The organism is Sphingobacterium puteale (assembly GCF_050986225.1).
GTDB lineage: Bacteria > Bacteroidota > Bacteroidia > Sphingobacteriales > Sphingobacteriaceae > Sphingobacterium > Sphingobacterium puteale.
In genome coordinates this window covers 1,517,911-1,542,840 of record NZ_CP158959.1, presented here as the reverse complement: position 1 = coordinate 1,542,840, position 24,930 = coordinate 1,517,911, and the positions used below count along the sequence as shown (strand labels likewise).

The following is a 24,930-nucleotide window of genomic DNA, read 5'->3' as shown; positions in this document are numbered from 1 at the left end:
TTTAATTACCTAACTTAGCATATAGGCCAAACGATTACGTTTTGAACACAATTCTTAAATTTATAGTTGCTTAGTTAGCCTCACAAACCACAGGCTAATCATTCTTTTATTTGGGTAATCCTATCCAAACAGGTTTTCATTTGATTTTATTATTCACTCAACTGTTATAGCAAATATTTCTTTTTGCTATGCAGGCCATCCATAACCTCGTGTTTCGATAGCAGAAAAATCGTGAATAATATCAAAAAAATTGACAAAGAATATTAAGCACGACTATAAATAATGCAAAAGAAATATATATGGGCTGTCAGTCCCAAAAATACACCATTACTAAAGAAATCATGTAGCCACTGCGATAGCAAACAATTTTATTGCAGTGAAAAATTCAGAATAAATGCACAGAAAAAAAACGTTGACGTATGGTTGATTTATCGATGTGTAAAATGCGACAGCACATACAATCTGACCATATTTTCACGTACCCGACCGACTGCAATAGACAGTATATTGTTCAACAAATTTCAAAATAACGATACAGAACAGGCTTGGAAGTATGCGTTTTCCGAAGAAATGAGAAAAAAGAATAAGGTGAAAGCCGATTTAGTCTCAGTGACCTATACTTTACAATATGACCAGATTTCAAGCGATGAATTGCTGTCTTTGAATGAAAGGATCTTAACATTTGAGGTGGACTATCCCTTTGACTTTCAACTTAGGCTATCATCCCTCATTCGTACCTGTCTCAACCTTTCCTCAAGACAACTCGATCAACTCATCACGCAAGAAGCAATTACGGTAGCGGGGAAAAAACTACAGAAAAAACATAAGCTAAAAGACAAAGATCGCATTGAAATTGATTGTAAAAAACTTAAAAGTGTGCTGTGTAAAGAGTACCAAAGTCTACTAACGGGTTGATCTGATCCTCGATTATCTGAAAACAGATAGTCTCAATTTCTGGAACTGTTTTAATAAAATTTATAGCTTATCACAAAAAAGGGAACCGTTGGTTCCCTTAATTTTTTGTATCAAAATGTATTACTTTTTATTGTAAGATATACATCTCCCTATTTTTGCTGAAGTTTATCCGACAGCATCTTCATGTAAAAACCGCCTACAACACTACGCGCCTTAAAATTCTCACGTATCCCCGTATTCGCATCGTAAAAATCATTTAATGGAACACGTGATTCTGTTTGGATCGCATGGTTGAACACCGGATGCACCAAAGCTTCAAATTCTTCTCTTGTCGGTGCGAAAGTTGCTGTCCACAAAATCCAGTCGTTTTTGGTATATGCTTTTCGGCTATCCAATGGAATGCCGAATCTACTTTGCTTAGTAAGGTAATACTTAATCTCCGTGTTGTAGACTTTCTGTGGAAACAGATTCAATCCCAGCACCTTGTCCCAGATCAGGTTATATTTTTGGCTCCAGGTATTTTTATCGTCAAATGTCAGCGCGTAATGGTCTCCGGCATCTGCCATTTCCATCCATTTTGGCACCATCTCCTCTGCGATGGCACGATATTTCTTCGCCGTCTCAGTTTCACCGATCGCCTCAGCCATTTGCGCATAACAGGCAATCCCCACAATAGCCTTTACCGATAAGTTTACGTTACGGGCAAGATGGCCCGCAAAATCATCTGTACATAATTGTGTTTTCGGATCAAAACCATCCTTTACAAGGTAGTCTACCCAAGTGGTGAGCGTCTTCCAGTGCTTACGTGCATAGCTCACATCCCCCTGTACTTTTGAAATCGCGGCTGTCAAAATAATCATATTTCCGGACTCTTCGACAGGCATTGGCTCGCCATAAGTCTGTCCATTGGCCAATGGATATGTACCCAGATCATGTGCCGCCCAAGGGTGAGGATATTTGCCACTTTCACTAAAGTAAAAGATACCCGTCAACATGCCCTTCAACAATTCAGGATTATAAATCAGGTATAAAGGTGCAGAGGGGTAAGTGACATCGACCGTATTGATAAAACCACCACTGTTGTTCTCTTTGGACAACCAGAGCAATTCATCCTGTGGACTTTTCACCAAGGTGTGTGCAGCAATACTCTGACGATAGGCCAGTGTTGTTAAATGCGCATATTCCTTTCCCCCTGATTTCAAAGCATCAGCATAAACTTGTTTGTCGAAAGCAACACATCTGTCCATTACTGTGCGGTATTCATTGGCCGCTAATGTGAGTTGATTTTCGATGGTTTCCTTACCCGAATTATTCCACCAGGGCCGCAGATCTTTTTTGAAATATTGGATAGCATAAATTTCATCATAGCCAAGTTCAACAAAACGTTCGACTTCCGTGTTGCCCACCGTCCCAAAAGGAATAATTGTATTCAAGGATAATGCTGTTCCCTTTGTACTAGTTGATTTTGTATTCCCTTTTCTAAAATTATCCACAGCCGTTGCCATCGGACTTACAAACTGCCGTGCTTGATTCTCCTTTGGTGAGGCAACGTAGAAATAGCCCCAGTCGATACGCATATCATCAGCTCCTTTTTGTAAAATAGGTTGTTCGACTGTCCCTGTTTTCAAAATAGCTAATTTGTCCGTCTCATATTTTTCAGCAACGACCTCCTGTGATGGTTTATAAACCGCAATGTTGGATGCCGCACTTAAAAAGACTTTTACAGCATGTTGTTTTCCATCATTTGCTTTTACCTGATAGGTCATATAAGATACAGGCCTAGCCAATAGATTCAGATCATCCATCAACAGCGGCGACGTAAATGTAAGCTTCAGATCGACTTTACCTGCCTGGAAGTTATATACGGTACGTGTGGCTGTTATCTCCACATCTTTCTGTATGGCAGTTTGTATCTTTGCTCCCTCCTCTTTGAGCCTATCTACCAGGCCAAAGTCGAGAAAACGGCCTCCGGCAGTATTGCGAAGATGTATAGCAATCTGATTTTTGCCAGCCTTTAGGTCTGACTTATTTATCGGCAAGTACTGGAAGCTGTTTGTCCAACCCGCCTTTTCATAAACCTTTTTTCCATTTAAAAACACCATGACATTATCATCGTGGTTCAGTTTTAAGAAGAGTTCATTGATGCTTTTCGGGTCAGTCACATTAAAGGTACGACGTACCCAGATATCATCCGATTTCCACAAAGTCTTGACATGTCTTTGATCATCACCTATAGGGGCAGCACCTGATTTCCAGTCACTGGCCTGATAAGAAGAAGACTGCCAGTCCCCCGCAGGTTTGGACTCAGTATATTGTAGTGTAAAGGACTGATCCTCCGCCGTAGGAAGAATCGTTTTATAACTGGGTTCCTCTTTCCCAAGAAAACGATAAATATTGCCGTCGACATTGATCAGTCCCAAGAGCGAATGATCCGCTTCTGTCCAATGTTTGGTAGTCGATGCATTCAACTGATCCGTCATTGACCAGATACTAAAGTTTGGATTGTGGGTAATCAATGGGTAAGCTGGAGCTTTTCTTTGTTGCGCCTGTGCATCAAAAAAGCTCGATATACAAGCTAACAAGCAACAAATACTCACTTTTCCGAGTTTGTTCATTTTAAAAATAGGTTTTTTAAAGGGTTTAATCATATATTTTGATAAAATTAGCAGCCTAGCTGTTTTCAGGCATAAAAAAGAATCAATAAAAAATGCCTAAAGAAAAACATGAGCATCACAACAAATAACGTTGGAATAACTGACATTCAACAGCCTCTCCGTATCATTTTATATGCAATTTATATCATATTGCAGCAGGTCCCCAAATAGATTGGACGATAAAAAAGACAATCGGAAAAGATTAGAACATCCGATAACTGGGTGCAACAAAAAACATTATTATCTTTGGCTATCCGATCAGAACGAGTTTGGTCAGACTGATCGTTTGGAATCAATTTTACCTTGGAGAATATGAGAAGATTTTACATTTTTTTCTTTACAATTATACTATGTTCTTGTTCAACAATCGTTGGGCTCTATGCACAAGAAAACGATTCAATCAATAAAAAAGAACTTGGTTTAAGTACCTTATTAAATGATATCCGACAGCAACAGATCAACGATTCACTCGAACGTCAGAAACTACAGCATGAAATCGCCAGTCTCAAGAGTCAGAATAGTGCCAAGAAAGAAAATCTAAAACAACAGCTCAACAACTTTGACGAAGAAAACAACTTGCGCAAGCAACAGTTAAAAATCAAAGTTGACTCGATCAAAAAAAACACCAAGCGTTATGCCGTCGCACCATTTAATGACACCCTCTTTTATATCTATAACAAATTAGGATCATCCCTGGCCAAAGATCGCGCCTACAATGTGGTCAACAGAATTGAGAATCTCTATGAAGACGATTTTGTAAAAGTAGATTCCTTTAAAATCGAAAACAACGAAATCAGCGCAGATATTGTTTACAAAGATCTGATCATTACTTCCATCACAGAACTTGACGCCCTATTGGAAGGGAAAAGCAAAGAAGAGATTGCCACACAATACCTCAAGCGTATCCAACAGGCCATCAGTCAGGAAAGAGCAGACAATAGCATTGCCAAAGTATTGATCCGTACAGGACTTGTCCTCCTTATCCTTGTGGTCTTTTCGATTTTGGTGTATTTTATCAATAGACTAAAAAGATATGGCACGAATCGCCTATTGAGCGAACGTACAGAGCGGATCAAGGATGTTAAGATCAAAAATTATGTATTTCTAACCTCGGTTCAGAAAACCCGCATTTTCATTAACATGATCAATATTGCGCGTTGGGGACTGATTGTGTTGATCGCTTTTATCATGCTTCCCATTGTTTTCAGTGTTTTTCCCTTTACGCAAAGCTGGGCATCCAATCTGATCGGACTTTTTACCAAACCCCTGAAGAAAGCGGTCTTCGCCATTTGGGATTATATTCCAAATCTGATCACCGTTTTTGTCATTCTCTTTGTCATGCGTTATGCCGTACGGTTTGTGAAATATATTTTCAACGAAATTGATAAAGGGAAATTGGAGATCAATGGCTTTCACCGGGAGTTTGCCATGCCTACCTTTACCATTGTCCGATTTCTGCTACAGGCCTTTACATTGGTACTTGTATTTCCCTATCTTCCGGGAGCAAACTCTGATATCTTCAAAGGAATCTCTGTTTTTATCGGAGTATTATTCTCTTTGGGATCATCCTCCGCTATTTCAAATATTATTGCAGGTCTCGTCATTACCTATATGCGCCCTTTCCGCATCGGTGACCGGATCACAATTGCGGATAAGACAGGTGTTGTCATCGAAAAATCGCCCTTGGTAACCCGGTTAAGGACAATTAAAAATGAAGAAATCACCATTCCAAATTCGTCCATCCTATCAGGCAATACGGTTAACTATTCGACCTTTTCAGAAGAAGGAATATGTTTTCAGGTTGAACTCACCGTGGGCTATGAAGAACCTTGGCAACGTATACACGAATTGCTCTTAAATATTCCCTCACGTATAGCACGTGTCAATCAACTTCCGGCACCATTTGTATTACAAAAAAAACTAGATGATTTTTATGTCCTCTACGAACTGAATGTCTATATTTCCAAATCTGCAGAAATTGAGTTGGCCAAATCCGAAATTTATCAACATATTCTAAATGACTTTCTGGCTGCAGGCATTGAAATGAATGGCCCGCACCTATTTGCAAAAGTGGATCATGTACCCCAATATCAACCTAAAAACACGGATAAATAGTATTAAAGTCTGAATTCTATTTTTGGATCAGTTTTATTGGCATGGAGCATCATTTTGGCTAGATTTCCCAACTGTGCCAACGCAAAACGGAGTTCATCCGTCCATGGTAGTCCCAGACAAAGGCGCATACAATTTTGAAATTGATTTTGCAGGGTGAACATTCTCCCCGGGGCAATACTTATTTTCTTTTTTAATGCGTAATTGTAAAGCTTTGTCGTATCTATACTTTTTGGCAGCTCGACCCAGAGTGCTAGCCCTCCTTGCGGTCTGCTGATCCGCGTTCCTTCCGGAAAAGATTCCGCGATCACATGGGCAAACCGTTGATAGTTTTCCAGCAATGTTTTCCGAAGTTGATAAAGATGATGATCATACCTCCCTGTTTTCAGAAAATTCCCTACCGCCTCGTGAATCAATGTTGTCGACGACAAGGCATGGATTAATTTCAGACGGAGAATCTGATCCTTGTATTTACCTGCTGCCACCCAGCCCACCCGGTAGCCAGGGGCCAATGTTTTTGAGACCGAGCCACACCATAACACGTTACCATCATCGTCAAATGTTTTGCAACATTTGGGTCGTTCGCGACCAAAATAGATATCGCCATAAGTATCATCTTCAATCAGCGGAATAGCATACTTAGCGAATAATCTGACCACTTCCTTTTTATTTTCATCAGGCATACAATAGCCCAATGGGGTATTGAAGTTGGGCACCAGCAGACAAACATTGATTTCGGGCAATAGACGTTCAAGCGCATGGATATCAATTCCTGACATTGGATCGCAGGTCAATTCAATGACCTTCAAACCCAAACTCAGAACCAACTGCAAAATACCGGGATAACAGGGACTCTCCAGCGCAATCGTATCTCCAGGCTTGGTCAATGCCATCAAACAGAGCGATAAAGCATGCATACAACCATTCGTCGTAATGACATCATCCGCTGTCAATCGACCATCCCAGCTCAGGGAACGGGCCGCTACCATCCTCCGCAATTTTAAATTCCCCTGTAGAGGTTCATATTCAGCACCGCCCGCATCCAATTCCCGGCTTGCGAGCACGATTTCTTTTTTTAATTTCGCCAAAGGCAGTAAATCTCCTGAAGGGACACCGATGGAAAACAGCGTGAGATCCTTTCTTCCCATATTGGCGTAAACACTACTGATCAGCTCATTTGGCTCCACACTATCCTCCACAAGGCGTATCTGGCCAGTTTCGGGTAGTTGTAATCTGAATTGGGGCAACGCGTTCACAAAATACCCTGACTGTGGTATCGCATAAATTAGTGATTGTGCTTCCAATGCCAGGAATACCCGCTTAGCAGTATTCATACTGATACCATGTTCTTTACTCAACATGCGCACCGACGGCAGCCGTTCATTGGGCCTGAGAACACCATTTTTTATTTTACCCGCTATATTTTGCGCCAAAACACTGTACAGAAAGTCTTTTCCCATATTGTAAATATAACTGTATCCATCCATTAAACAAAAACTGTAACTGTACTCAATATTAACTATTCGCGAGATTTGTATCAAAATGTAGATCATCTGACAATGAGCATAAATACAGAAGTAACGAAATCATCCAGCGGTTTGCTGAACGGTTTAATGGGTGTCATTATATTTAGTGGATCATTGCCCGCAACACGGATCGCAGTCTTAGATTTAGATCCATTCTTTGTGACCGTATCCCGTGCTACGATCGCAGGCATACTCGCCCTTATCGCATTATTGATCAACAAGGAAAAATTCCCTCAAAAAACACAGTTTTTATCCCTTGGTATTGTTGCGTTGGGCGTAGTCATTGGTTTTCCCTTATTGAGTGCCTTGGCTTTACGCTATGTAACCTCCGCGCATTCCATTGTCTTTGTAGGCATACTTCCCGTATCAACCGCAGTTTTTGGTATCATTCGTGGTGGCGAGCGCCCCCGTCCGGTATTCTGGATCTTTTCGATATTGGGCAGTCTTTTGGTTGTTGGATATGCCCTCAGGCAAGGTATATCTTCCTCTCCTGCTGGCGATATACTCATGCTATTGTCTGTTATTCTTTGTGGACTGGGTTATGCCGAAGGGGGCAAGCTTTCAAAGACATTGGGGGGCTGGCAGGTAATTTCCTGGGCATTGGTATTTTCATTACCAATAGCGCTGCCTTTGACTTATATTTTTGTTCCAACCACTGTAGCCCATGTAAGCATCGGAGCCTGGACAAGTCTTGCGTACGTTTCCCTCTTTAGCATGTTTATCGGCTTTATCTTTTGGTATAAAGGATTAGCCCAGGGTGGCATTGCTTCCATTGGACAGCTACAGCTCCTTCAACCCTTCTTTGGTCTCATCTTAGCCGCTAGCCTACTTCACGAAGAAGTAAGTATCGGCATGCTATTCGTTACCATTGGCGTCATAGTCTGCGTGGGTGGCGCTAAAAAATTTGCCAAATAACAAGACATGAAGCACAACAGGCCTTGTCCGCTAACAATTATAAAACCAACACATACATCAGTTCAGTTGCGACAGTGCCATCCGGCCATTCGACCTCACGGGAATGCGTATAGGTAAATTTAAAGGCTTGATTAGCTGCCTTTGACGATTCATTCCCCGCGCGATGCGATACGGTGATCTGAGCACATCCTTTTTCGCGGGCCCATGCAATACGTGCCTGATAAAATAATCTTGACAGCCCTTTTCCGCGATGGGGTTCACGAACAAAAGAAGCAATCAGAATAGCATTTGAAGCATCATCACGGTCCACCACCACACCTGTCAGTCCGACGATAGCCTCTTGATTGTATAGTCCAAACATCGCACAATTTTCATTCTCAAGTAATGCCACCCAATCCTGCTGGCTATAGGCCGCCTCCCGCTGATAATTACTACCAAATACCCCCGGATCGGTATGCAATGCTTCCAGCCTAATCTTCTTATAGTCTTCCCATTGTACTGGAGCTATGCGCCGCAATACGTAATTTTCTTTGCTTATTTCTTCTTTTATTATCATCAAAGTAAATATAACCAACAATCTCAATTATACCCGTTAAAATTTTCACTGGACTATCCACATTCTTGGATTTGGACCATTTACTCCGATCACTTTAGCCCTATTTTTGTTGTGATCACGAAAACACCCTTGTATGTACGTACCCAAACATTTTCAATTTGAAGACTATACGGAACAGGTCGAATTTATGAAAGAATATAGTTTTGCAACGATTGTATCCATTAAAAACAATATTCCGATAGCGACACAACTTCCTTTTCAGATCAACGAACATGCTGACAAGCTATTTTTAAGCTCACATTTTGCTGTTGCAAATGAGCAGGCCAGCTATATCGTAGAAAACACTTCGTTGGTTATTTTTTCAGAACCACATGCTTATATATCCCCTATGCATTATGACAAAGAGGAAAGCGTTCCCACCTGGGACTATATTGCTGTACATGCCTACGGAACAGCACGGATTATAAATAATGAGGACGAAAAAACAGAAGTGCTTGAACAGATGATCAAGTCTTATGACAGTGACTATTTGACCCAATGGCAAGGACTTTCGGAACGTTTTAAAAAGGGCATGATGCGCGGCATCGTCGCCTTCGAATTGGAAGTAACGGATCTACAGGGGCAAAAAAAGATTAGTCAGAACAAGGCGCCCGCTGAAAGGGAACGTATTGCTACACATTTAGAGAAAGGGGGCAATTCTGTCGAAAAAAGCATCGTTAAATCTATCAGAAACTTACAGTCTTAATTTATTATACACAGTCACATGGACAAAAATTCAACAAACATAAAAATCCTCAAAGTGAAAATGACTGATATTGATCTATTGCAAAGTATAAGTCAGCAGACCTTCATCGAGGCATTTTCCGAAGCCAATACAGCAGAAAATATGACGAAATACATGGCGGAAAAATTCTCGAATGAAACATTATTGGCTGAATTGAGCAATCGAGGGTCGGAGTTTTATTTTGCACAACTCGGTAATAGGGTCATTGGTTACCTCAAAATAAACAGTGAACAGGCGCAAACAGAATTACAAGATGAGCATGCACTGGAAATAGAACGTATCTACGTATTACAAGAATTTCATGGGAAAAAAGTCGGGCAGCTTCTTTATGAAAAAGCATTGGATATCGCTAGGTTAAAAAATGTTAGGTTTATCTGGCTGGGTGTATGGGAGGAAAATCATCGTGCAATCAGTTTTTATCAAAAAAATGGTTTTGTCGCCTTCGATAAACATATTTTCAAATTAGGTGATGATGAACAAACTGATATTTTGATGAAAAAAAGTGTCATTAACAATTAATTTCAAACTATGAATGCGACTATCAGTGACAATATAAAAACGATACTCCAGCGTATCGAAAAGGCTTGCCAGAGTAGTGGTCGAGATCCAGAAGAAGTAAAATTATTGCTCGCAACAAAAACTGTAGCAGCAGAGCGCATAAAAATCGCTTTAAAAACTGGACAGACCTTAATTGCCGAAAACAAGGTCCAGGAACTAAAGGAGAAATACGAAGATCTCAAAGAGATTCCACACATCAATCATTTTATTGGACATTTGCAGACCAATAAAATCAAAGAAATCCTTAAGTATAACGTTTCCTGCGTGCATTCTGTTGATCGCTTCGATTTAGCTCAAAAGCTCCATCAGCGACTCACAGCCGAAAATAAAACAATAGATATACTCATTCAGGTAAACACATCTTACGAAGAGAGTAAATATGGTGCTGCTCCGGATCAGGTCATTGATCTTGTCAGACAGATTTCGGTTTTCAATACCTTACGTATAAAAGGCCTGATGACGATCGGTCTGCTGAGCGCCGAGGCTGAACGAGTGCGCAAGTGTTTCCAGTTGCTCAAACAGATTCAACAAGAAATTATCAGGCTCGACCTCCCCAACGTGACAATGCAAGAATTATCCATGGGAATGAGCGGGGATCTGGAAATAGCAATTGCCGAAGGCGCAACTATTGTTCGGGTAGGCACAGCAATATTCGGACAGCGAAATACACCCGATAATTACTATTGGAACGAGAATTTGATGTAATAGAAAATCTGATCTATAAATAGAGCTTATGCACGTGCATTTTATCCAGCATGAAAATTTTGAAGCCCCGGGAGCGTATTTACAATGGGCGTTAACACGACACCATAAAACGAGTTTCTCTAGGGTATATCAAAATGAAACGCTACCGCCAGATAGCGTGATGATAGACCTATTGGTTATTATGGGTGGTCCCCAAAGTCCAGATTCGTCTCAACAAGAATATCCCTATTATGATGCTCCTGCTGAAATTGCATTGATTAAGGAATGTATCCATACCGGTAAAGCCGTCATTGGGGTTTGTCTGGGCGCACAATTGATCGGTGAGGCGCTAGGAGCAATATACGAACCGAGTCCGGAAAAAGAAATAGGCGTCTTTGCAATCCAACTTACTCAAGACGGTTTACAGGACGAGAAAATACAGCATTTTGGTAAATCCCTTCCTGTCGGTCATTGGCATAATGATATGCCGGGGCTCAGTCCGGACAGTCAGGTACTCGCGACCAGTGTTGGTTGTCCGCGACAGATTGTAAAATACAACGATTTGGTCTACGGTTTCCAATGCCATATGGAACTCAATTCAGAAGTTGTTGAACTGCTGATCAAAGCAGAAAAAGATCTTTTACACAAAAGCCAAGCGCACAGGTTTGTCCAGACCCCAGATCAAATCCGCAGTTACGACTTTACCGAAATGAACAATAAACTATTTCAATTTCTTGATCATCTGGAAGCTACCTATCGGTATAAGAAAAAATAGCTTTTAAAAGAGACCGTACTAGTAAGAAACTCAGACACACAATAGATCAACTGTTATCTGTATTAACCTCGTAGGACTTAATTGGCAAAAATAATGGATCAAACATCCGATTTATACTATATTTTAGCGCTGAGGTCAAGAAAAAAATGTAGATTTAGCTATCAAACAACATGCAGATGGATTTTAAACTTAGGTATCTTTTGAGCGGAAGCATCTTATTAATCGTAGGTCTTGTGCTATTTTCCTGTTCGGTTAAAAAGAATGACGAGAATTTGATTTGGTATGAAAATCAGGTTATTGAACAGGTCGTCCCTGATCAGGATTCAGTTTACAGGATACAGATCGGTATGATGGCAGCCTCTTTTTGGTTAGACACCAAAAATGGTGAACGAAAAGATGAGTTAAGCCTTTTACAAAAGAGTTTAAAGCAGCGGAATAAACTGACCATCGGCGTAGAACAGGGAACCAATAGAATCATTCGTGTTGATAAATAGCAGCCCATTTTTATCCCCCACCCAGTCTCCTGACTTTACCAAAATACTGTCAGGCTATCCTTTCCATGTGATAAATCTGCGGCGTCTCTTGCAACTTCTTCTCCGCCATTCGTGCGAAAGCCAGGATATAAGGCTGCTGATTATGGTTATCCAGTCCCGCACGGCTTTCCCAAATTTCATAAAAGATAAACTGATTCTCATCGTTTATCGTGTGATGTAGGTCATATTGAATACAAGCAGCTTCTTTGCGGCTTTCTTCGACCATATGTTGCAATGTAGCCAGCACTTCGTCTCGATACAACGCATTTGCTTTTAAAATAGCAGTTATATAAATCCTCATGATAATTGATTCTCAAAATAAAATACTTCTTCCAGATATTCTTTATACTCTTTTTCGTAATTGTCTACACGTTCCTGCGTTGCACCCTTCTCCATATCATGAAAATGGAAACTTCCGATACTTTCCAGTCCCGCAAATTGATTCATCTTATGGAAACCGAACAGAACGCCCTCGTCAACAGAATGTTGATCAAAAAACTCCCCCTCCATGGTGAATGCAGTATCTGGCGCATTCCAGCTTGTGGTCACAAAATACTTTTTCCCATGCATTAGACCACCGGTGCCATAATTGATTGCGGGATTCTTGCGTGAACGACCATCACTCCGATAGATTCCATTATTGTGTCCGGCTGTAAAAACTTCATCGATATAAAGCTTCAGACGATTGGGTACCTGAAACCACCATATAGGAAAATGATACACGATAATATCCGCCCATTTAAAATTTTCTGCTTCCACCATCGGATCAAATACATCGTTTACATTTGTCACACGCGTTTCAAATCCGTTTCTAACTAAAGTTTGTACCGTCCAATTCGTAATTGTAGTATTAAAAGAACCACCAGAGTGTGCGAATTCCTGCCCGCCATTGATAATAAATATATTCATCTTTATAATTTTTCTTATTGATAATACAAATTTCTATCATATTTTTTAATAACACAAATAATTTAAATTGTATATTTGTATCATTAAAATAATACATATGAAATGGAACTTAGAATGGCTTCGAACTTTTAAGGCGATTTATGAGACCGGCACACTGTCATCGGCTGCACAAGAATTATTTATTTCACAACCTGGTGTAAGTCTACATCTCAATTCTTTGGAGGCCTATACAGGGCACAAGCTTTTCGATCGGTCAGCACGCCGGATGGTGCCAACGGAGAAAGGAAAAATTTTATATAATTATATTATTGATCCACTTAAAAAGCTGGAAACAGGCGAGCAACATTTTCACAAGCGAGCTTTGGATGAACGTATTACCATTAGTGTTGGTATGTGTTTTGAAACCTTTCAATATACCCTTGAGGAACATATTGCCCAACTTCCCTTTAACCTCATTATTAAATTCGGTGAATATCCACAGATGCAACAGGATCTGGACAATGGATTACTCGACTTGATCATCACACCGCAAAAAGGCAATCAGCAGAATTTAGTCTATCAGCCCTTTTCAAAAGAGCGCATCGTGCTGATCGCAGGCTGCCAAACAGATACAGCAACGCTCGAAGCTTTATTGCACGACAATAAGATTAAGGAAGCTTCCGAGCTATTAAAAAAACAGCTCTGGTACAGCACCGCAGCGGATATGGATCACCTCAGAAATTTCTGGTCAACACATTTTGGCGAACATCCGGATTTCAGTCCCAATTACATTGTACCCAATATCAGTTCCATTATACGCTGTCTGAGCAATAACAAAGGCTTTTCTATTGTTCCTGACTTTTTATGTGCAGAAGCTATTGCCTCCGGCAAAATTAAGCTCGTTTGGGAAGGTCAATCTCCGGTTGAAAATACCCTTTATTTCGGCACACGCAAGAAAACAATGTATCAGGAGGAAATCAGTCAATTGGAGACATTATTACAGGAAAAGTGGTAGATACCTGAAATGTTCGCGTGGCCCCATCTTGTATAATGACCTTATTGTCTCGAATCAGCTCTTTATCATTGCTAAGATAGCAAAATTGGCTCGCACCAGCGCTGCTCGTTTGACAATGGTGTTTTAGTGCAAATTTCTTTTAGAAATTTTATAACTTCATTGCAAATTAGGCAATTTAGAATATTTCTCGATGAAAGAGCATCAATATAAAGCGACTGTCGAATGGACAGGCAATTTGGGCAGTGGTACAGATCATTACAACAGCTACGAAAGAAGCCACCTGATCAGTGTAAAAGATAAAGTTATTATCCAGGGGTCATCCGATCCGGCATTTCGTGGGAATCCCAGCAAACACAATCCCGAAGAACTGCTTCTAGCTTCATTATCCTCCTGTCACATGCTATGGTATCTCCATTTGTGTTCGGTCAATAATATTGTCGTTGAAGAGTATATCGACCATGCCACAGGAAAAATGATCGAGGAAGAGAGTGGCAAAGGCTTCTTTAAAGAGGTTACACTTAGCCCTGCTATTCGTGTTCAGCGACCGGAAATGATCGACAAGGCAATAGCGCTCCACAAAAAGGCCAATGAATATTGTTTTATTGCAAATTCAGTGAATTTTCCGGTGCTCCATCAGCCCCATGTACGATCTGAAGTGTAATCTTATCTGTTGCTGAGACGTTCTTGTAATTCCCTTCTAAAAGTAATCCCAACGGGTAGGTTCATATCATTGATCTGCACCATACCCTGCTCGTACTTACTGACCTTATTGATAGAGGCGATATAGGATTTATGGATGCGGACAAATTTGGAAGCAGGTACCTGTTTTAAAATCTGCTGGGTAGTACTGGCCGTAAGATATGTCTGCGCGGGCGTCACGATTTTTACATAATTACCAAAACTTTGAATAAAATCGATCTGAGAAAGCTTCACCTCAATCAATCGTCCATCCATGCGGATACTTATTGTTTTTGGTTCCTCCTCTTGTTGGATCAGACTACTGGTATAGGAAAGAAAACGTTGAACAGCTTTAAAAAAACGGGGAAAAGATATCGGCTTCAACAAATAATCAATAACGCCGTAGTCATAGCTTTCCAATGCATATTCCGAGTAAGCTGTTGTTAGTATCGTTTTAGGTGGATTGTCCAACATTTTCAAGAATTCCATTCCGGTAATTTCGGGCATGTCAATATCCAGAAAGATCAGATCAACCCGGTTATTGCGCAGATATTCCAGTGCTTCAAAAGCATTATAGCATTGAGCGACCAATTCCAGATCAGCGCTTCTTTCGATATAATTGACCAATACATAATGCGCAGCTGGTTCGTCGTCAACCACAATACAGCGATTTTTCTCCATAGCTAAAGATTTATGACTAAAGATACCTCAAACTCCTCTTTACTTGCGTTTGTGTTTAATTGATAGCGGTTGGGATATAACAATTTCAATCGTGCTACCGTATTTTCCAAACCTATTTTTGCCGAAAAGACATTCCGTTTTTTCACGGGAACTGAATTTCGTACATGCAAATATAAGTTCCCTTTTTCAATCCTGATCGAAATTGCTACGTAACAATCTTCTATACTACAGGTGCCATGCTTGAAAGCATTTTCAACAAATGTAATCAGTAGCATTGGCGCAATCTGGTAATTGACTCCCTCTTCCCGCTGATAATCAAAATCAATCTTGGTTCGATAACCGAGGCGTTCCCGTTCCAATTCAATATAGCTCGAAATAAAATCAATCTCATCATCCATAGACACAAATTCCTTATCACTACTTTCCATTTGATAACGCAGCAATTGCGATACCTTGATAATCAGTTCAGAAGTACGTTCCGGAAATTTGAGGCTGATACCATAGATGGTGTTTAATGTATTGAACAAAAAATGAGGGTTCAGCTGTTTTTTCAAATTAGATAATTGCGTTTGGTTAGAAAGCAGCTCCCGTCGTGTTTTCAACCGCTGAAAGCGATAAAACTCAATAAATTGAATACTGCCCAAAATACAGATTAACGAGCCCAATAATACGCCGACCTGATAATGGAATGTTTTCTGAGCAAGGTTTTTGTATAGAAAACAATTTTTGTAGATTACATTTTCCGTTATTTCTTTTAGAATCAAGGCGAAAATCAGCAGTGTCGCAATGGAGGACAGTGCATACAATATGGCTTTATTCTTTTTCAGCAGCAGCGGCAGCAGAAAAAAACGGTTCACCTGCGCATGAACATATAAGATCAGAAAATAGATCACCCCCATTAAAAAGCCTTTCCAGCTTAAAATCAGGATCCAGTCATTCAGCGTAAAGAGGATAAACGAAAAAACCAATAATGTGGTTTCCTGTATGATCTTATTTTCGAAAACCTTTCTCATACTCCCATGTTGTGTTAGAAATCTGTTACAAAGTAAAAGTATTAAGTTTATAACCACCGAAAAATAAATGACGAATTACATTGGTCACTTTTAAACGCCATAGATCATTTTAAACGGACTATACAACAAGGTTCAGTCCTATCTTCGTTTCCATAAAATGATATATAACCTATGCTGAAATTGAATTTAGTGTTGTCATTGGCTGTATCACTTGCGACCTCAACCTCATTTGCACAAAAGCTTACCATCCGTGATGCCGTAGACCAAGGTCTTGCAAATTATGGAATTATTAAGGCAAAGGCATATTATGTCCAGTCAGCACTACAGACCAACGAACAGGTAAAACGCGACTTCTGGCCTAATTTGACCGTTGCAGCGCAACAAGATTATGGAACCATCAATGGACAGAATGGCCCATTGTATGGATTTGGAGGGCTTGGTGTTGCTTCCTCGGGTGCGGCACTACCGGAGCAAAATTGGAATTCCGCTTTTGGAGCGCTTTATCTTGCCAACATCAATTGGGATATCTACACCTTTGGCCGCAGAAAAGAGCGCATCGAATTGAGTAAAGCGGACAGCAAACGATTGGAAATTGATCTTCAACAAGAACAATTCCAACATAAGATCAAGATTGCCGCAGCCTATCTGAACCTTCTGGCGAGTCAGCGCCTTCAAAAAAATCAACAGAAAAACCTTGACCGCGCGCTGGTATTCTTTAACATCGCGGCTACCAAAGCCAAGAACGGGATTTTGCCCGGTGTGGATTCAACCCTGGCCTCGGCAGAAGTGTCCCGTGCCAAGATCAGCCTGAATCAGGCCGGAGAAAATGTGAAAGAGCAAAACAACAAATTAACGGTACTGATGGGGATCAACGCAACAGATCTTCAGATTGACACTGCACTGGTAACAAAGACCCCCACCCAGCTACTGACCACCGACCCGACGCTAGTAGACAATAACCCCGTGCTTCAATATTACAAAAGCCGGATTGAAGTGGGCGAACAACAGCTGCGACTGTCAAACAAGGAATACCTGCCCACCTTATCGGCCTTCGGTGTTTTCCAGGCAAGAGGTTCTGGCTTCAAAAGCGATTACACGACAGATCTCCAAGCTTTTACAAGAAACTACTGGGATGGTATCCGCCCCAACCGACAAAACTACCTTTTGGGCCTGGGGATCAACTGGAATTTAACCACGATCGCCCGAATCAACAAAAAAATCAGTGCACAACGGCATACCAACGATGCTTTACGGGAGGAATATCAAACCACCGCAGCACAATTTGTTGCACAGCTGGATGCCGCCGACGTTAAGATCAGATTAGCGCAACAGAGCGATATCGAAGCCCCGCGACAGGTATCAGCGGCCCAACAGGCCTACAATCAAAAGATGGCAATGTACAAAAACGGTCTGGCAACACTTGTGGATGTCACCCAGACCCTATATACACTTAATCGAGCCGAAACAGATCGCGAAATCGTCCATATCAACCTCTGGCAATCACTTTTGCTGAAAGCTGCAGCAGCGGGAGATTTCGATATTTTCAACAAAGAACTATAAATAACATCGCATGAATTTAATCCGTTTTGCCTTACGTAAGCCAATCTCCATCCTTGTGTTGGTCATGGGACTTATTGTATTTGGAATAGGCGCAGTACGCACGATCAAGGTAGACATTTTACCCAAAATGAACCTTCCTGTTATTTATATTGCGCACCCCTTTGGAGGTTATTCTCCAGATCAGATGGAGTCTTATTTTGCTAAAAACTACGTCAATATCCTGCTTTTTGCCAACGGAGTCAAATCCATTGAAACCAAAAATATCCAGGGGCTGACTTTGATGAAGATCTCCTACTACGAGGATACCAACATGGCTCAGGCTGCAGCCGAATTGAGTGCATTGGCCAACCGTATCCAGGCCATCTTTCCCCCAGGGTCACAACCGCCTTTTATTATCCGGTTTGACGCATCTTCACTCCCTGTAGGGCAACTGGTACTCAGCAGCGATAAACGTTCCAACAATGAGCTACAGGATCTGGCCAACGTCTATGTACGGGCTTCATTTACCTCCATACCGGGATTACTTTCCCCGCCACCATTTGGCGGTAGTCCACGTACAATCGAAGTCAATGTGGATCCCGATCTGATGCGCAGTCACAATATGACCCCTGATCAGGTTGTCGAGGCTTTAAAACTCAACAATCAGACCGCACCTGCCGGAAATGTCCGTATAAAAGATAAAAACTACATTACACCCACCAATAACACCATTCGGGATGTAAAAGATTTTGAGAAAATCCCGCTTTTTAAAGGCGGTGTACAAAATCTCTATCTGGGTGATATCGCTACGGTGAAAGATGGTGCCGATGTCACGGCAGGTTATGCACTGGTCAATGGCAAACGATCGGTCTATGTTAGTATTGCCAAAGCAGGGGATGCCTCCACCTGGGAGGTCGTACAAAATCTAAAGGCCGCACTTCCCAAAATACAGAATACCCTGCCCGAAGATGTCAAATTATCTTATGAGTTTGACCAATCCGTCTATGTCATCAACTCCGTCAAAAGTTTGATCACCGAAGGCGCTATTGGAGCAATACTCACCGGTCTGATGGTCTTATTATTTTTGGGCGACCGTAGAGCAGCTTTGATCGTTATCCTAACAATCCCGATCTCTGTTATTTCGGGTGTACTCTTCCTGAAACTATTTGGACAGACGATCAATCTAATGTCACTGAGTGGATTGGCACTGGCAATCGGCATCCTCGTTGACGAGAGTACAGTGACGATAGAGAATATACACCAGCACCTCGATATGGGCAAACCCAAAGCATTGGCAATCTGGGATGCCTGTAAGGAAATTGCCCTGCCAAAGCTGTTGATTTTATTGTGTATCCTTGCCGTATTTGCTCCGGCCTTTACAATGACAGGTATTCCGGGATCTTTATTCTTACCCTTAGCCCTGTCCATTGGATTCTCCATGATCATCTCCTTCCTGCTGTCACAGACTTTTGTACCGGTCATGGCCAACTGGTTGATGAAAGATCATCACAAAGCCGGCCCGCATAAAATAAATCCAAAAGGGCTAAATGCAGATGAAGTAAAATTTGCCGAAACAGGTCTATCCGTTGAATCCGAACAAGATACCCTGAATCAGAAGAAACTTCTGGTCGAACGGGAAGATTTTAACAACGATGGCAAGATCAGCCTGTTTGAACGTTTCAGAAATCGGTTTATGAAAATGATCGACAGACTGTTCAAACAGAAGAAAATTATCACCGTCGTCTACCTAGTTGGTGCCATAAGCCTGGTGCTCGTTTTACTCAATACGATTGGACAGGACGTATTTCCAAAGGTCAATTCGAGCCAATTTCAGATGCGTCTGCGTGCGGTTGAAGGAACCCGTATTGAACGTACCGAGGAGAAAGCCAAACGCGCGTTGGCCGAACTTGAAAAACTTGTTGGAAAAGAACATATAGGGATTTCCTCTGTATACATTGGCCAGCACCCTGGACAGTTTTCTGTATCGCCAATCTACCTATTTATGGCCGGACCTCATGAAGCAGTTTTTCAAATCGCTCTTAAAGATTACGAGCACGATATGGACAGCTTCCGCGACGAATATAGAAAACGTCTCCAAGCCGCTCTTCCAGATGTGCAAGTTTCCTTTGAACCCATCGAACTCACCGATAAAGTCCTGAGCCAAGGTTCACCAACACCGATCGAGGTGCGAATTGCCGGCAAGAACAAAAAGAATAATGAGAAATATGCAGGTAAATTAATCGAAGAACTGAAAGCTATTCCCTATTTCAGGGATGTACAGCTGGCGCAATCCATCAAATACCCGTCCTATGACATCAATATTGACCGGGTGCGTGCCGCTCAGCTCGGTATTGACCTTGCAGAAGTGACCCGATCACTGATCGCGGCAACATCGTCCTCCCGTTATACAGAAAAAAATACCTGGATTGATGAAAAAGCGGGACTATCCTACAATGTGCAAGTACAGGTTCCGATTGATAAAATGAAAGACGAGAAAGAGATTGGTGAAATTCCATTGTTAAAAAATTCGTCAAGGCCAATACTGAGCGACATTGCCACCATTACGCCGTCCTATACTTATGGCGAGAACGACAACTTAGGTGCTATGCCCTACATTTCCGTCACGGCCAATATTGATCATACCGATCTAAAAACAGCCTCCAAAGATGTACAACGTAGTATAAAAGCTTTGGGCGAACTTCCACGCGGTCTTTCGGTGGAGCAGATCGGATTGGGAAAAGTATTAGATGAAACCATGGATAGCCTACAGGCAGGTCTGGCTGTAGCAATTATTGTGATATTTCTGATGCTCTCGGCCAACTTTCAGTCATTTAAAGTATCTATGGTCGTCCTCACCACTGTCCCGGCCGTTGTCCTTGGGTCCCTGCTGATGCTCTTATTCACCGGTTCAACACTCAACCTGCAATCCTATATGGGTATTATTATGTCTGTGGGGGTATCCATCGCCAATGCCGTACTATTGATCACCAATGCCGAGCATATCCGCAAGCATAATCAAAATGCACTGGCAGCAGCACGTGAAGCCGCTTCACTGCGTCTGCGTCCTATTATTATGACCAGTTTGGCCATGATTGTCGGGATGTTGCCAATGGCTATCGGTCATGGTGAAGGCGGTGAACAGGTATCCCCATTGGGACGTGCCGTTATCGGAGGCTTACTCTTCTCTACGTTTGCCGTACTGGTGATTTTACCGTTAATATTTGCTTGGGCACAAGAGAAAAGCAGCACCCAATCGATCTCCTTAGATCCCGAAGACGAAGAAAGTAAACATTATATCGCAGCATTAAAACCTTTATCATGAAACACAATCTCCTAAAAATATTATCCGCAGTAGGCCTGTTCGCCTACTTAACCGGATGTCAGTCCGCTGCCGAGGAAAACAGCAAAAAAGTAGCAACGGCAACGGAAAGTCCAGCAATGGAAACATTTGCGCCGTCCAAACAGAAACTAACGAACAAAATGCAGATACCGGGCGAGATCAGCGGATTTCAGCAGGTAGAAATTTATGCCAAAGTGAGCAGCTATGTGCGGGCCTTAAAAGTTGACATTGGCAGTCGGGTTCAGGCTGGACAATTGTTAGCTGTCCTGGAAGCACCAGAATTGAGCTCACAGTTGTCGGCCGCAAAGTCAAGGTTAAAGTCACAGGAAGCGATTTACATGGCCACCAAAAGTACCTACGATAGACTGTTCGAAACCAGTAAAGTCGAAGGTACTGTAGCCCGGTTGGATCTTGAGGTTGCCGAGGCGAAAAAGAATGCTGATTTTGCCCAATTTCAGGCGGCAAAATCAGCCTATGCGGAGGTACAGAATCTATTGAACTACCTCGAAATTCGTGCGCCATTTGATGGCGTTATCGCCACGCGGAATGTCAATCAGGGGGCTTATGTCGGACCGGCCGGAAGAGGATCGGAAATGCCGATCATGACCATCCAACAGCAGAGCAAACTCCGCCTGGCCGTTGCCGTACCCGAACAATATGCCGGCTTCCTGGCAGCAGATCAACCGCTACAATTTACCGTAAAGTCCTTGCCGGGCCAACAGTTTTCAGGCAAGATCGCACGTAAATCGGGGGCACTGGATAGCAGATTCCGATCCGAAAGAGTTGAAATCGACATTACCAATACCAACAACAAACTTCTCCCGGGTATGGTTGCCGAGGTCGAGTTGCCCTTAACTTCCAAAGATAGCACCTTTGTTGTCCCGAAAACAGCAGTCTTTACCTCAGGGGAAGGGAGTTTTGTTATCGCCGTTGTAAACAACAAAACAAATCGTGTTCCAGTACAAAAAGGACGTAGCATTGATGGACAGGTAGAAATCTTTGGCAACCTTAATCCGGCCATGCGGCTTGTGAGTAAGGCCGATGAAGAAATCGCGGATGGCACCACCGTTAAATAAAAGCAAGGAAGCTGTCCTAAGAATAAAAATGAAACCCATGAGCAATTAAGGGGGAAAAGAAGCTCTCGGGAATACAAGTAAATTAAAAGCCAATAGGGTTTCCAAAAATATCGGATGCTCTATTGGCTTTCATTATTTTTAAACGACTATATGCCCATAAATTTAAAGGCGTTGACCGATTCCCTACTCCACTTTTTTATCATCGATGGCTATTGCTGCGGCCGTCAATGCAACAGCTCCTCCAACCAACAGTACATCTTGTCCTTTCTTCTCTTTATACGCCATCACATCCCCTCTTTTTGTATAAATCTCTACGATATTATTCAATGATACTGTTCCGGTCTGCCAGAGCTGTTCCACATAAAACTGCTGTTCTGTCGTTTTCGGCAACACCTGGCCGTCGACCAACACCGAATAACTCAAAAAACTACGCAGATTGTATGGTGATTCAACAGGCTCAAATTTGGCAAGCTGCACAGCATAACTTTCCCCATTCATATCATACATATATACCTTTTCCTTTTTTGATGATTTGGTAATTTCCTTCACATCGTTTCGAAGATCAAAATAGCTGCCATCTACATAAGCATGCGGTGGGATAAGCACCACATCCTTTGGCAAACCTATAGTGCCATTAAAATACCCACGTAACAAGTCTTCATTAAATATGCTTGTTTTCCTATTTCCAAAGCCCGAAACAGTTCCATCAATTTCTCCTTTGATTGCCACGCTTTCAGCAGCATAACTGAACGCTTTGCCATTGATGATCAGCGCCGAACTTTTCAGATCCCATAAGACAGGCTTATCCAATTTATTCGCTATCTTTAGATATACCTTACCCTCTTTACCAGCAAAAGAATAATCAATCTTAATCGTATCATTATCGAATGAAAAATGGCCATTCTCTTCATTCTTTTTTATATTGTCGCCATTGAAAGTCATTAAATAATTTGAAGTACAAGCAGAAAGTAAAAATGCGCAGCAAATTGGTGCAAGGATTTTGGCTATTTTTTTCATATTACAAGTTGTATTTGTATCGTTAAGTGCAATTACATGATGTTAGAATCATTATTTACTAATATAAAAAATATTTCCCAATAAATTCTTATCCAAAAGTTTTATCCGCTGTCACTTCACTTTAAGTTTTTAACCTTATTTTCCCCTATTTTCAACCTATGCAGCGACGGTGAATCATTTTAAAAAAATTTAATCGACCCGAAGGTACCCTCTGGCGGTCCTCCCATCAAAAAAGAGGTTTGTTTTATCGTCAAAGCAAATTATATTTACGGCACACTAAACCAATCAAATGAAAGAGAAATTTATTGACAGAAAAGACCAGCAGGCAAATAAAATATTTGAAAGACGAACATTGGCAAATGACTACCGGACCATTCTTCCCTTGTTAAAACCCGGTTTAGCGATCCTCGATGTAGGCTGTGGCACTGGAACACTGACAAATGAAGCCGCCTCACTTATTGCGGGCGGAACAGTGATCGGTTTAGACAACACCCAATCGTTTATTGATATAGGGAATCAGCACTACTGTGACACCGCCAATCTTAATCTTGTATGTGATAATATTTTCAGTTATGAGCCTCCACATCAGTTTGACCTGATTATGACTGCAAGAACAGTGCAATGGCTAAGTGATATTCCTAAGGCCTTAAAACTGTTCAAATCCTGGTTGAAACCCGGAGGACAGCTTTCGATCCTGGATTATAACCATACCGCAATTGAATGGAACCCTGCACCGCCAGCCAGTATGCAGGAGTTTTATCATAAATTTCTGAAATGGCGTGCCGATGCAGGGATGAACAACCGTGTCGCAGATGAAATCGCCACTTTAATCCAACAACAGGGATTTGCAGCCATTGAGACGATCAACGCCGATCAGACCTATACCAAGGGCGACGATCATTTCCAGACCAATCTTGGCATCTGGATCAAAGTTGCCCAGTCGCAACAAATGGTCATAGAAGGGTATATTACTGATGAACTGCGTTTAAAAGCCATTGCAGATTACAGCAACTGGATCGAAACGGAGGCCCTATCAATGACCTTAAAAATGAATGACGTAAGAGGAAAAGCATAGATAACAATTTTATTTGTAGTTTAGTGTCCATGTCCAATCAACACAATATTTTATGAACAATCAATATTTCAAACAAAAAATATGAAAATCGACATTTTTCAAGTAAACGATCAAAATATTGCTGAGGTAAAAGACTCAGGCATGCTCATCAATAATCTCGATGACGGTTTACAGATCATGGTAGACTGTGGCGCACAGGAAGCATATAAAGCAATCTTATACCAAGAAAATATTTCGCCTGATTTTTTTGAACTCAAAACGAAGTTGGCGGGGGATATTCTCCAAAAATATACGCAGTACGATTTTGACGTTGCTATTGTTGGAGACTTTTCCATTTATAACAGTAAAAGTTTGAATGATTTTATCTACGAAAGCAATAAAGGCCGTAAGATCAACTTTGTTGCTACGCGGGACGAAGCCATTACTAGACTATCAAAGGGTTAATGGTGCAACCTGATCTATTCAAGATGGTCTTTAACTTGCTTAATAATACGCACTAAACGTAACTTAAATGCAAAATCGTATTTCTGCTTTCTAAGCAGAAAAATGCCCAAAAAAGTTAGACACCTTTTTGGGCATGTCTAAAATAGCCACTT

The 24,930-nt window shown here is 41.5% G+C and carries 23 protein-coding genes; 15 read left to right on the top strand and 8 right to left on the bottom strand.

The window, feature by feature from the left end; translation table 11 throughout:
• Positions 1 to 282 precede the first annotated feature (282 nt).
• Positions 283 to 915 carry a DUF1062 domain-containing protein gene (locus ABTV71_RS06405; RefSeq protein WP_433902557.1) on the top strand — a complete coding sequence of 211 codons (633 nt, stop codon included), beginning with the start codon at positions 283 to 285 and terminating at the stop codon, positions 913 to 915.
• Positions 916 to 1,064: 149 nt separating this feature from the next.
• Here the strand turns inward: ABTV71_RS06405 and ABTV71_RS06400 are convergent, their stop codons facing one another.
• Positions 1,065 to 3,530 carry a glutaminase domain-containing protein gene (locus tag ABTV71_RS06400; protein ID WP_433902556.1) on the bottom strand — a complete coding sequence of 822 codons (2,466 nt, stop codon included), beginning with the start codon at positions 3,528 to 3,530 and terminating at the stop codon, positions 1,065 to 1,067.
• A 351-nt stretch (positions 3,531 to 3,881) separates the two neighbouring features.
• Here ABTV71_RS06400 and ABTV71_RS06395 point away from each other — a divergent pair, with 351 nt between their 5' ends.
• Positions 3,882 to 5,684 carry a mechanosensitive ion channel family protein gene (locus tag ABTV71_RS06395; RefSeq protein ID WP_433902555.1) on the top strand — a complete coding sequence of 601 codons (1,803 nt, stop codon included), beginning with the start codon at positions 3,882 to 3,884 and terminating at the stop codon, positions 5,682 to 5,684.
• Positions 5,685 to 5,686: 2 nt separating this feature from the next.
• Here ABTV71_RS06395 and ABTV71_RS06390 read toward each other — a convergent pair whose 3' ends face one another.
• Positions 5,687 to 7,141 (bottom strand): PLP-dependent aminotransferase family protein, encoded by a 1,455-nt coding sequence (locus tag ABTV71_RS06390; protein WP_433902554.1) that lies wholly within the window; start codon positions 7,139 to 7,141, stop codon positions 5,687 to 5,689.
• Between the two features lie 99 nt (positions 7,142 to 7,240).
• Here ABTV71_RS06390 and ABTV71_RS06385 point away from each other — a divergent pair, with 99 nt between their 5' ends.
• On the top strand, positions 7,241 to 8,122 hold the full coding sequence (locus ABTV71_RS06385) for a DMT family transporter (protein ID WP_433902553.1): 882 nt from the start codon (positions 7,241 to 7,243) through the stop codon (positions 8,120 to 8,122).
• 37 nt (positions 8,123 to 8,159) lie between these two features.
• Here ABTV71_RS06385 and ABTV71_RS06380 read toward each other — a convergent pair whose 3' ends face one another.
• Entirely contained in the window at positions 8,160 to 8,678 is a 519-nt protein-coding gene (locus tag ABTV71_RS06380) for a GNAT family N-acetyltransferase (protein WP_433902552.1), read from the bottom strand.
• 133 nt (positions 8,679 to 8,811) lie between these two features.
• Between ABTV71_RS06380 and ABTV71_RS06375 the strand changes: the two genes are divergently transcribed.
• The 5 genes from ABTV71_RS06375 (at position 8,812) to ABTV71_RS06355 (ending at position 11,973) form a co-directional block, all read left to right on the top strand.
• On the top strand, positions 8,812 to 9,423 hold the full coding sequence (locus ABTV71_RS06375; RefSeq protein WP_433902551.1) for an FMN-binding negative transcriptional regulator: 612 nt from the start codon (positions 8,812 to 8,814) through the stop codon (positions 9,421 to 9,423).
• An 18-nt stretch (positions 9,424 to 9,441) separates the two neighbouring features.
• Positions 9,442 to 9,981, top strand: a complete 540-nt coding sequence (locus ABTV71_RS06370) for a GNAT family N-acetyltransferase (protein ID WP_433902550.1) — start codon at positions 9,442 to 9,444, stop codon at positions 9,979 to 9,981.
• Between the two features lie 9 nt (positions 9,982 to 9,990).
• The gene (locus ABTV71_RS06365; protein WP_433902549.1) at positions 9,991 to 10,725 is read left to right on the top strand and encodes a YggS family pyridoxal phosphate-dependent enzyme; all 735 of its coding nucleotides are present in this window, start codon (positions 9,991 to 9,993) and stop codon (positions 10,723 to 10,725) included.
• 28 nt (positions 10,726 to 10,753) lie between these two features.
• On the top strand, positions 10,754 to 11,479 hold the full coding sequence (locus ABTV71_RS06360) for a glutamine amidotransferase-related protein (RefSeq protein ID WP_433902548.1): 726 nt from the start codon (positions 10,754 to 10,756) through the stop codon (positions 11,477 to 11,479).
• A 176-nt stretch (positions 11,480 to 11,655) separates the two neighbouring features.
• Positions 11,656 to 11,973 (top strand): hypothetical protein, encoded by a 318-nt coding sequence (locus ABTV71_RS06355; protein WP_146190990.1) that lies wholly within the window; start codon positions 11,656 to 11,658, stop codon positions 11,971 to 11,973.
• A gap of 49 nt (positions 11,974 to 12,022) precedes the next feature.
• Here the strand turns inward: ABTV71_RS06355 and ABTV71_RS06350 are convergent, their stop codons facing one another.
• Together ABTV71_RS06350 and ABTV71_RS06345 are read right to left on the bottom strand one after the other, a co-directional pair.
• Positions 12,023 to 12,313 carry a putative quinol monooxygenase gene (locus ABTV71_RS06350; protein ID WP_433902547.1) on the bottom strand — a complete coding sequence of 97 codons (291 nt, stop codon included), beginning with the start codon at positions 12,311 to 12,313 and terminating at the stop codon, positions 12,023 to 12,025.
• Positions 12,310 to 12,921, bottom strand: coding sequence for an NAD(P)H-dependent oxidoreductase (locus ABTV71_RS06345; RefSeq protein ID WP_121125047.1), 612 nt, complete (start codon positions 12,919 to 12,921; stop codon positions 12,310 to 12,312). The genes ABTV71_RS06350 and ABTV71_RS06345 overlap by 4 nt, the downstream gene beginning before the upstream one ends.
• 97 nt (positions 12,922 to 13,018) lie before the next feature.
• Here ABTV71_RS06345 and ABTV71_RS06340 point away from each other — a divergent pair, with 97 nt between their 5' ends.
• Together ABTV71_RS06340 and ABTV71_RS06335 are read left to right on the top strand one after the other, a co-directional pair.
• Positions 13,019 to 13,915 (top strand): LysR family transcriptional regulator, encoded by an 897-nt coding sequence (locus ABTV71_RS06340; RefSeq protein WP_433902546.1) that lies wholly within the window; start codon positions 13,019 to 13,021, stop codon positions 13,913 to 13,915.
• A 190-nt stretch (positions 13,916 to 14,105) separates the two neighbouring features.
• Positions 14,106 to 14,576 carry an OsmC family protein gene (locus tag ABTV71_RS06335; RefSeq protein ID WP_433902545.1) on the top strand — a complete coding sequence of 157 codons (471 nt, stop codon included), beginning with the start codon at positions 14,106 to 14,108 and terminating at the stop codon, positions 14,574 to 14,576.
• A 2-nt stretch (positions 14,577 to 14,578) separates the two neighbouring features.
• Here the strand turns inward: ABTV71_RS06335 and ABTV71_RS06330 are convergent, their stop codons facing one another.
• Both ABTV71_RS06330 and ABTV71_RS06325 read right to left on the bottom strand, forming a co-directional pair.
• Complete coding sequence (locus tag ABTV71_RS06330) at positions 14,579 to 15,274, bottom strand: LytR/AlgR family response regulator transcription factor (protein ID WP_433902544.1); 696 nt, start codon at positions 15,272 to 15,274, stop codon at positions 14,579 to 14,581.
• A gap of 2 nt (positions 15,275 to 15,276) precedes the next feature.
• Entirely contained in the window at positions 15,277 to 16,287 is a 1,011-nt protein-coding gene (locus tag ABTV71_RS06325; protein ID WP_433902543.1) for a sensor histidine kinase, read from the bottom strand.
• Positions 16,288 to 16,458: 171 nt separating this feature from the next.
• Between ABTV71_RS06325 and ABTV71_RS06320 the strand changes: the two genes are divergently transcribed.
• The 3 genes from ABTV71_RS06320 to ABTV71_RS06310 are packed head-to-tail and all read left to right on the top strand — an operon-like array spanning position 16,459 to position 22,242.
• Complete coding sequence (locus ABTV71_RS06320) at positions 16,459 to 17,847, top strand: TolC family protein (RefSeq protein ID WP_433902542.1); 1,389 nt, start codon at positions 16,459 to 16,461, stop codon at positions 17,845 to 17,847.
• A 10-nt stretch (positions 17,848 to 17,857) separates the two neighbouring features.
• Positions 17,858 to 21,148 carry an efflux RND transporter permease subunit gene (locus ABTV71_RS06315; RefSeq protein ID WP_433902541.1) on the top strand — a complete coding sequence of 1,097 codons (3,291 nt, stop codon included), beginning with the start codon at positions 17,858 to 17,860 and terminating at the stop codon, positions 21,146 to 21,148.
• On the top strand, positions 21,145 to 22,242 hold the full coding sequence (locus ABTV71_RS06310; RefSeq protein ID WP_433902540.1) for an efflux RND transporter periplasmic adaptor subunit: 1,098 nt from the start codon (positions 21,145 to 21,147) through the stop codon (positions 22,240 to 22,242). The genes ABTV71_RS06315 and ABTV71_RS06310 overlap by 4 nt, the downstream gene beginning before the upstream one ends.
• A 183-nt stretch (positions 22,243 to 22,425) precedes the next feature.
• Here the strand turns inward: ABTV71_RS06310 and ABTV71_RS06305 are convergent, their stop codons facing one another.
• Complete coding sequence (locus ABTV71_RS06305; RefSeq protein WP_147430427.1) at positions 22,426 to 23,259, bottom strand: hypothetical protein; 834 nt, start codon at positions 23,257 to 23,259, stop codon at positions 22,426 to 22,428.
• Positions 23,260 to 23,548: 289 nt separating this feature from the next.
• Between ABTV71_RS06305 and ABTV71_RS06300 the strand changes: the two genes are divergently transcribed.
• Together ABTV71_RS06300 and ABTV71_RS06295 are read left to right on the top strand one after the other, a co-directional pair.
• Entirely contained in the window at positions 23,549 to 24,334 is a 786-nt protein-coding gene (locus tag ABTV71_RS06300; RefSeq protein ID WP_433902539.1) for a class I SAM-dependent methyltransferase, read from the top strand.
• 81 nt (positions 24,335 to 24,415) lie between these two features.
• Positions 24,416 to 24,778 carry a DUF4180 domain-containing protein gene (locus tag ABTV71_RS06295; RefSeq protein ID WP_433902538.1) on the top strand — a complete coding sequence of 121 codons (363 nt, stop codon included), beginning with the start codon at positions 24,416 to 24,418 and terminating at the stop codon, positions 24,776 to 24,778.
• Positions 24,779 to 24,930 lie beyond the last annotated feature (152 nt).

Excerpts from the sequence above, each read along its gene's own strand:
- ABTV71_RS06405 (WP_433902557.1), top strand. The coding sequence starts at position 283 with ATGCAAAAGAAATATATATGGGCTGTCAGTCCCAAAAATACACCATTA.
- ABTV71_RS06400 (WP_433902556.1), bottom strand. The coding sequence starts at position 3,530 with ATGAACAAACTCGGAAAAGTGAGTATTTGTTGCTTGTTAGCTTGTATA.
- ABTV71_RS06395 (WP_433902555.1), top strand. The coding sequence starts at position 3,882 with ATGAGAAGATTTTACATTTTTTTCTTTACAATTATACTATGTTCTTGT.
- ABTV71_RS06390 (WP_433902554.1), bottom strand. The coding sequence starts at position 7,141 with ATGGGAAAAGACTTTCTGTACAGTGTTTTGGCGCAAAATATAGCGGGT.
- ABTV71_RS06385 (WP_433902553.1), top strand. The coding sequence starts at position 7,241 with ATGAGCATAAATACAGAAGTAACGAAATCATCCAGCGGTTTGCTGAAC.
- ABTV71_RS06380 (WP_433902552.1), bottom strand. The coding sequence starts at position 8,678 with ATGATAATAAAAGAAGAAATAAGCAAAGAAAATTACGTATTGCGGCGC.
- ABTV71_RS06375 (WP_433902551.1), top strand. The coding sequence starts at position 8,812 with ATGTACGTACCCAAACATTTTCAATTTGAAGACTATACGGAACAGGTC.
- ABTV71_RS06370 (WP_433902550.1), top strand. The coding sequence starts at position 9,442 with ATGGACAAAAATTCAACAAACATAAAAATCCTCAAAGTGAAAATGACT.
- ABTV71_RS06365 (WP_433902549.1), top strand. The coding sequence starts at position 9,991 with ATGAATGCGACTATCAGTGACAATATAAAAACGATACTCCAGCGTATC.
- ABTV71_RS06360 (WP_433902548.1), top strand. The coding sequence starts at position 10,754 with ATGCACGTGCATTTTATCCAGCATGAAAATTTTGAAGCCCCGGGAGCG.
- ABTV71_RS06355 (WP_146190990.1), top strand. The coding sequence starts at position 11,656 with ATGGATTTTAAACTTAGGTATCTTTTGAGCGGAAGCATCTTATTAATC.
- ABTV71_RS06350 (WP_433902547.1), bottom strand. The coding sequence starts at position 12,313 with ATGAGGATTTATATAACTGCTATTTTAAAAGCAAATGCGTTGTATCGA.
- ABTV71_RS06345 (WP_121125047.1), bottom strand. The coding sequence starts at position 12,921 with ATGAATATATTTATTATCAATGGCGGGCAGGAATTCGCACACTCTGGT.
- ABTV71_RS06340 (WP_433902546.1), top strand. The coding sequence starts at position 13,019 with ATGAAATGGAACTTAGAATGGCTTCGAACTTTTAAGGCGATTTATGAG.
- ABTV71_RS06335 (WP_433902545.1), top strand. The coding sequence starts at position 14,106 with ATGAAAGAGCATCAATATAAAGCGACTGTCGAATGGACAGGCAATTTG.
- ABTV71_RS06330 (WP_433902544.1), bottom strand. The coding sequence starts at position 15,274 with ATGGAGAAAAATCGCTGTATTGTGGTTGACGACGAACCAGCTGCGCAT.
- ABTV71_RS06325 (WP_433902543.1), bottom strand. The coding sequence starts at position 16,287 with ATGAGAAAGGTTTTCGAAAATAAGATCATACAGGAAACCACATTATTG.
- ABTV71_RS06320 (WP_433902542.1), top strand. The coding sequence starts at position 16,459 with ATGCTGAAATTGAATTTAGTGTTGTCATTGGCTGTATCACTTGCGACC.
- ABTV71_RS06315 (WP_433902541.1), top strand. The coding sequence starts at position 17,858 with ATGAATTTAATCCGTTTTGCCTTACGTAAGCCAATCTCCATCCTTGTG.
- ABTV71_RS06310 (WP_433902540.1), top strand. The coding sequence starts at position 21,145 with ATGAAACACAATCTCCTAAAAATATTATCCGCAGTAGGCCTGTTCGCC.
- ABTV71_RS06305 (WP_147430427.1), bottom strand. The coding sequence starts at position 23,259 with ATGAAAAAAATAGCCAAAATCCTTGCACCAATTTGCTGCGCATTTTTA.
- ABTV71_RS06300 (WP_433902539.1), top strand. The coding sequence starts at position 23,549 with ATGAAAGAGAAATTTATTGACAGAAAAGACCAGCAGGCAAATAAAATA.
- ABTV71_RS06295 (WP_433902538.1), top strand. The coding sequence starts at position 24,416 with ATGAAAATCGACATTTTTCAAGTAAACGATCAAAATATTGCTGAGGTA.